This window comes from Actinokineospora sp. NPDC051303 (assembly GCF_055586285.1).
Genome location: NZ_JBVJIN010000067.1, coordinates 22,097 through 28,530 on the forward strand (window position 1 = coordinate 22,097; position 6,434 = coordinate 28,530).

The following is a 6,434-nucleotide window of genomic DNA, read 5'->3' on the forward strand; positions in this document are numbered from 1 at the left end:
CATGATTGACGAACTGCCCCGCGACGAGCAGGACATCGTCCGAACCGTGCGGGAGTTCGTGGACCGCGACGTCCGGCCGGTCGTGCGCGAGTTGGAACACGCCGACACCTATCCCGAACGGCTGATCGAAACCATGAAGGGGCTCGGCGTCTTCGGCCTCGCCGTCCCGGAGCCGCACGGGTCCCCGGTCTCCACGGCGTGCTTCGTCCACGTCACCGAGGAACTGGCGCGCGGCTGGATGAGCCTCGCGGGCGCGATGGGCGGGCACACGGTCGTCTGCAAGCTGCTGGCCGAGTTCGGCACCGCCGAACAGCGGGCGCGCTACCTGCCCCGGCTGGCCACGGGGGAGCTGCGCGCGGCCATGGCGCTCACCGAGCCCGGCGGCGGCTCGGATTTGCAGGCCATGCGCACCGTCGCCCGCCGCGACGGCGACGAGTACGTGGTCGACGGCGCGAAGACGTGGATCACCAACGCCCGCCGGGCTGGCTTGGTCGCCCTGCTCTGCAAGACCGACCCGGGCGCGGAACCGGCGCACCGGGGCATCAGCGTGCTGCTGATGGAGAAGGTCCCGGGATTCACGGTGTCCCGCGACCTGCCCAAGCTGGGCTACAAGGGCGTCGAGAGCTGCGAGTTGTCCTTTGTGGACGCCCGGGTGCCGGTGACCGCGCTGCTGGGCGGAATCGAGGGCCGCGGGTTCGCGCAGATGATGGCGGGACTGGAGATCGGGCGCATCCAGGTCGCCGCCCGCGCCACCGGAGTCGGGCGGGCGGCGCTGGACGACGCGCTGCGCTACGCCCAGGAGCGGGAAAGCTTCGGCAAACCCATCTGGCGGCACCAGGCCGTGGGCAACCGGCTCGCCGACATGGCCACCCGGCTCACCGCTGCCCGCAGGCTGGTGCTGCACGCGGCGTCCCTGGTGGACCGCGGGATGCGCTGCGACATGGAAGCCGAGATGGCCAAGCTGTTCGCCTCGGAGACCGCCATGGGGATCGCCATCGACGCGATCCGAGTGCACGGCGGGCACGGCTACTCCACCGAGTTCGACGTCGAGCGCTACTTCCGCGACGCGCCGCTGATGATCGTCGGCGAGGGCACCAACGAGATCCAGCGCGAGGTCATCGTCCGCAGGCTGGTCGAGCGCGGCGGTCTGAACTGACACAGTCTGGGCGCGGGCTTGTCGAGAGAACTGGGCTCAGGAGAACAGGACGAGCAGCAGCCCGATCACCAGGATCGGCGCCAGCGCCCACCACGTCGCCGTGATCGCGGCGACGGCCACCACCGCCGCGACGGCCACCCCGACGAAGGCGCCCATCGCCACCTTCGCCCGGCGCGGCGCGGGCCGGTCGAGCAGCAGGTCGGACTGCTCCGCGACCGCCGCGGGCGGCTCGGCCGCCCGCGGCTCCTCGAACACCGGGTGCGGCGCGGGCAGGTCATCGAACAGGGCGAGCAAGTCGGCGCGGGTGCGGGCGGCCGTGGCCGCGCCGCAGCGCTGCTCGTACTCGGCCACTTCCAGCCTGCCCTCGGCGAGGTGGTTGGCCAACGCGTCGACAGCCCGTTCCCGGTCGGTCGTGCCGACCCGGATGTTGGCTTCCCGCCCGGTCCCCATGCCTCTACTCTACGGGGACATCACTCTGCGGCGAAACCGCGATCGCCCAGCGTGAGGGGGTGCTCATGCCTCGTCGGCGCGCAGCACGGCCTCGATCTCCAGCAGGATGCGCGCCTCCTCGCTGACCGCGAAGTTGCCGTTGGCCAGCACGCTCTGGAACGCGATGCCGAAGTCGCCCCGGTTCACCGTCGCGCTCGCCGAGAAGCCCGCCTTGGTCTCGCCGTTGATGCCCACGCCGAAGCCCAGCACCTCCAACTCGAAGGTGACCGCCTTGGTGATGCCGCGCAGGGTCAGGTCGGCGTCGAGGTGGAACCGGTCGCCGTCCTGGCGCAGCGCGGTCGAGTTCAGCGTCGCGGTGGGGTAGTTCGCCACGTCGAAGAAGTCCCCGGCGAGCAGGTGCCGGTTGAACGCCTCCAGGCCGGTGTCGAAGGAGGCCACGTCGACCTCGGCGGTGACCGTCGAGTCCAGCGGGTCGGCCGCGGTCACGATCTGCCCGCTGAACCGCTCGAAGCTGCGCCGGTAGCGGGCCAGGCCCAGGTGCCGCACCACGAACGAGACGTCGGAGTGGATCGGGTCGATGTCCCAGGTGCCTGCGATGTAGCCGGGGATGGTGGTCACGGTGCTCCTCGGGTGAACGGGCATGAGAATGGAGGCGAAGGTGGGACTCGAACCCACGTGAACGGCTTTGCAGACCGCTACCTGGCCTCTCGGTCACTTCGCCGGGACTGGCAAACCGCAATCTGGCAGGTCGGCCGGGGCCCGTCAAAGATCTTTCCGGCAGTCTCGCACTGCGGGACGGCGCACGCCGGGGCCTTGCCGTCGGACCGGGACGCGCCGCGGCCCGCCCGGAGGTTCCGGACGGGCCGCGGTGACGTGCCTGGTCGTGCCTGGTCAGCCGGTCACAAGTGACAGGCCGTAGGCGGAGAGGATCTCGTTCACCGGCTGGAAGTACGTCGTGCCACCCTTGGTGCAGTTGCCCGACCCACCGGAGGTCACGCCCTGCGCCTGGGTGCCGCTGACCCATGACCCGCCGGAGTCGCCCGGCTCGGCGCACGCGTTGGTGCGGGTCAGGCCGCTGACGCTGCCCTGGGAGTAGTTCACCGTCACGTTCGTCGCCTGAATGGTGCCGCAGTGCCACCCGGTGGTGGACCCGGAGCGGCAGACGCTCGCGCCGATCCCGGCCGTCTGCGAGCCGGTGACCGTCACGTTCCCGTTGCCGTAGCCGTTGACCTCCGGCGTCGGCGTCCAGGACGAGTTGGTCTCGATCCAGGAGTAGTCGTTGCCGGGGAAGGACGAGCCAGCGAACGTGCCCATCGCGGTCTTGTCCTTGCCGGTCACGCTCGCCCCGCGCTTGCCGCAGTGGCCCGCGCTGACGAAGCCGCCTTCGACGGAGAAGCCGATCGAGCAGCGGGCGGTGCCGTTGATGTAGTAGGCGTCGCCGCCCACCACGTCCCCGGCGAAGAGTCGGGGGGCCTCGGCGGCCTCGGTGACCACGACCGGGCCCGCCGCCCGCGCCTTGTTCAGGAAACTGTCGACCTCGGCGCCGCCCGCGCCGCGCGCGACGGAGACGACGACGGCGTTGGCCCGCGCGTCGACGTACCACTCGGTCACCGCCGCGGGCGCGCCCGCCGCGGCCTGCCGGTCGATGGCCGCCTTGGCCGCGTCGAGGGTGTCTGCGGTGTGGGCGACCACGGTCGGCACCGCGCCGGTGGCCCGCACCGCGTCGGCCCGGGCGGCGTCGGCGACCCCGACGACCAGCTTGCCGTTGTCGAACCAGGCCCCGGCGAAGGCCGCGCCCGCTGCGGTCTTGGCGGCGGGCGCCGCGGTGCTCGCCGCGGCCTCCTGGGTCAGTCGTAGGTTGACCTGGGCCGCGGTGAGCCCGAGGTCCCGTCGCAGGGCGGGCGCCAGCGCCGCCGCGCCCGCCTGGTCGGCCGCGCTGGCGACCGTCGCCGTCGCGGTGGGCGAGAGCGCCACCACAGCCCCCGCGGCCAACCCGACGATGCCCGCCATCGTGGCGAAACGTCCGCGCATGAGGGTTCCTCATTTCTTACTCGCAGGTGCCGAGGACGCGGGGCGCCTCGGTGTCTGGCCAACGAGTCGCCCGTTTGGCGTATCCGCCGTTCGTGGGCTGGCTGTCGGCCGTATAGACGACGGTAGAACGTGATTCCCCAGGTAGGGACCCTACGAAAGTCGTTCAGAAAACTTTTCACCTACTGATCTCCCAGGTAGTCGCTCGCTTTGAGCAACCACAAGAGATCGAATTGAGTTACCTATTCACTCATTCGGGTGATACGCGACCGCGAAGCGTGACGGGCACCCGTCCGGGGTGGAAAATCCCCGGTCGGTCATCATGGGGCCGTGAGCGCGACCCTGGTGGCGAAGGCGGTGGCCGCTGGCCACGGCGACCGAGTGCTGTTCTCTGGCCTGGACCTCGTGGTCGCCCCCGGGGACGTCATCGGCTTGGTCGGGGCCAACGGGGCGGGCAAGTCGACGCTGCTGCGGACCTTGGCGGGCCTGCTGCCCGCCGAAGACGGCGACATCCGGCTCAACCCGCCCTCGGCGACCGTCGGCTACCTGCCGCAGGAGCCTGAGCGGCGCCCAGGGGAGTCGGTCCGGGAGTTCCTGGCGCGGCGCACCGGGGTGGCCCAGGCCCAGCGGGACATGGACGCGGCGGCCGAGGCGCTGGCCACCGAGACCCCCGGCGCGGACGACGAGTACGCCGTGGCCCTGGAGCGCTGGCTGGCCCTGGGCGGCGCCGACCTGGACGAACGCGCCGAGGAAGCCGTGGCCGACCTCGGCTTGGGCGTGCGCCTGGACCAGGAGATGGTCTCCCTCTCCGGCGGCCAAGCGGCGCGCGCGGGCATGGCGTCCCTGCTGCTGAGCCGCTACGACATCTTCCTGCTCGACGAGCCGACCAACGACCTCGACCTGGACGGCCTGGCCCGGCTGGAGACGTTCGTGTCCGGCTTGCGCGCCGGGACCGTCGTGGTCAGCCACGACCGCGAGTTCCTCACCCGCACCGTCACCAGCGTGCTTGAGCTGGACTACGCCCAGCAGCAGATCCGCGAATACGGCGGCGGCTACACCGCCTACCTGGAAGAACGCGAGGTGGCCCGCCGCCACGCCCGCGAACAGTATGAAGAGTTCGCTGACACCAAGTCCGCCTTGGAGGCCCGCGCCCGCACCCAACGAAACTGGATGGAGAAGGGCGTCCGCAACGCCCGCCGCAAATCCACCGACAACGACAAGATCGGCCGGAAACTGCGCGCGGAGTCCACCGAGAAGCAGGCAGCCAAGGCCCGCCAGACCGAGCGCATGATCGAGCGCCTGGAGGTGGTGGAGGAGCCCCGCAAGGAGTGGGAACTCCGAATGGAGATCGCCACCGCCCCCCGCACCGGTGCCGTCGCCGCCGCCCTCCGGGACGCGGTGGTCACCCGAGGCCCGTTCACCCTGGGCCCGGTGTCCCTGGAGATCGGCTGGGCGGACCGGGTGGCCATCACCGGCGCCAACGGAGCCGGAAAGTCGACCCTGCTGGCAGCGCTCCTTGGTCGCACACCCCTGACAAGCGGTGAGACTTACCAGGGCCCCGGTGTCTCCATTGGCGAGGTGGACCAGGCTAGGGCGTTGTTCTTGGGCCAAGAGCAGCTACTGGCGGCCTTTGAGCGGGAAGTTCCCGAGTGGCCCACCGCTGAGGTGCGGACCTTGCTGGCCAAGTTCGCTCTACGCGCGGACCACGTCCTGCGTCCTGCGGCCACGCTCTCGCCCGGCGAACGAACGCGGGCGGCTCTTGCCCTGCTCCAAGCGCGGGGGGTGAACCTGTTGGTGCTGGATGAGCCGACTAACCACTTGGACTTGCCTGCGATCGAGCAGTTGGAATCCGCTTTGGAGAGCTATCCCGGCACGCTTCTGCTGGTCACGCATGATCGCAGGATGCTGGACGCTGTTCACACGACTCGGCGGTTCCATGTTGCTCGTGGTCAGGTTGTTGAGAGCACCTAGTTGGGGGGTCTTTGTGGGGGTCTGCTCGATGGGGTGGAGTGGTTTCTTCGGGGCCCCTACGAAGGAAGATCGCCGTGTGAAAGACGGGTGGGATGCCTTCGGCCTCACACGTGCGGAGCCAGCTTAGCGATCTTCCTTCTCCCCCGAAGAAACCACTCCACCCCATCGAGCACCTGGCGGGCGTGGGCGCTGCCTGGCAGGAGCGTGGGTTCGCTGTTCCGCTCTCGGCGGGCATCTGGGGGCCGGATTCGGCCTGGCAGGAGGGTGGGTTTGGCGAGGGGAGCTTGCTTGGCGTGGGGGTTCGCGGGAGCGGGAGCGCCGTCCTGATGGGCGAGTGGGTGTGTTCAGGGGTGTCTGTCACCCGGCTGGCTAGGCGGCATCTCCGCAAACCTGACCTACCCGGTTGCTCCTGTCAGGTGCATCCAGCCTTCTGCTGTGCCGGTGCCAGATAAGTGGGTGGAACAGCGCACCTGCTCCCTGCCCAGGCCACATCCGGGGTGCAGGAGGGCGTAGCCAACCCGCCCTGTCAGGTTGAACCAACTCCCGCCAGGTGCCAGATGGTGCGGAACGAGCAGCGAATCCACCCCCCGACCAGGTCAAACCGAGGTTCGCCAGGTGCTCGATGGGGTGGAACGAGCAGCGAACCCAACCCAACCCCCTGCCAGGCCGCACCTACGCTCGCCCAGTGCTCGATGGGTGGAGCAGCGAACCCGTCCCCCACGAAGCCGCACGAACCCTGCCAGGTGCTCGATGGGGTGGAGTGGTTTCTTTGGGGGTGAAGGAAGATCCCTAAACTTGCCGTGGTCGTGGGGCCGTAGGCTCCCCACCC

The 6,434-nt window shown here is 70.0% G+C and carries 5 protein-coding genes and 1 tRNA gene; 2 read left to right on the forward strand and 4 right to left on the reverse strand.

The window, feature by feature from the left end:
• The first annotated feature begins 1 nt into the window (after position 1).
• On the forward strand, positions 2 to 1,156 hold the full coding sequence (locus ACZ6SD_RS29860) for an acyl-CoA dehydrogenase family protein (protein ID WP_465320352.1): 1,155 nt from the start codon (positions 2 to 4) through the stop codon (positions 1,154 to 1,156).
• Between the two features lie 36 nt (positions 1,157 to 1,192).
• Here ACZ6SD_RS29860 and ACZ6SD_RS29865 read toward each other — a convergent pair whose 3' ends face one another.
• The 4 genes from ACZ6SD_RS29865 to ACZ6SD_RS29880 form a co-directional block, all read right to left on the reverse strand.
• On the reverse strand, positions 1,193 to 1,606 hold the full coding sequence (locus ACZ6SD_RS29865; protein ID WP_465320353.1) for a DUF1707 SHOCT-like domain-containing protein: 414 nt from the start codon (positions 1,604 to 1,606) through the stop codon (positions 1,193 to 1,195).
• Between the two features lie 63 nt (positions 1,607 to 1,669).
• Positions 1,670 to 2,224 (reverse strand): YceI family protein, encoded by a 555-nt coding sequence (locus tag ACZ6SD_RS29870; RefSeq protein WP_465320354.1) that lies wholly within the window; start codon positions 2,222 to 2,224, stop codon positions 1,670 to 1,672.
• 29 nt (positions 2,225 to 2,253) lie between these two features.
• Positions 2,254 to 2,327, reverse strand: a tRNA-Cys gene (locus tag ACZ6SD_RS29875).
• Between the two features lie 170 nt (positions 2,328 to 2,497).
• The gene (locus tag ACZ6SD_RS29880) at positions 2,498 to 3,637 is read right to left on the reverse strand and encodes a S1 family peptidase (protein ID WP_465320355.1); all 1,140 of its coding nucleotides are present in this window, start codon (positions 3,635 to 3,637) and stop codon (positions 2,498 to 2,500) included.
• A 327-nt stretch (positions 3,638 to 3,964) separates the two neighbouring features.
• Here ACZ6SD_RS29880 and ACZ6SD_RS29885 point away from each other — a divergent pair, with 327 nt between their 5' ends.
• Entirely contained in the window at positions 3,965 to 5,605 is a 1,641-nt protein-coding gene (locus tag ACZ6SD_RS29885; RefSeq protein WP_465320356.1) for an ABC-F family ATP-binding cassette domain-containing protein, read from the forward strand.
• Positions 5,606 to 6,434 lie beyond the last annotated feature (829 nt).

What these genes read in the sequence shown, in the direction of transcription:
- ACZ6SD_RS29860 (WP_465320352.1), top strand. Translation starts at nt 2, where the DNA reads ATGATTGACGAACTGCCCCGCGACGAGCAGGACATCGTCCGAACCGTG.
- ACZ6SD_RS29865 (WP_465320353.1), bottom strand. Translation starts at nt 1,606, where the DNA reads ATGGGGACCGGGCGGGAAGCCAACATCCGGGTCGGCACGACCGACCGG.
- ACZ6SD_RS29880 (WP_465320355.1), bottom strand. Translation starts at nt 3,637, where the DNA reads ATGCGCGGACGTTTCGCCACGATGGCGGGCATCGTCGGGTTGGCCGCG.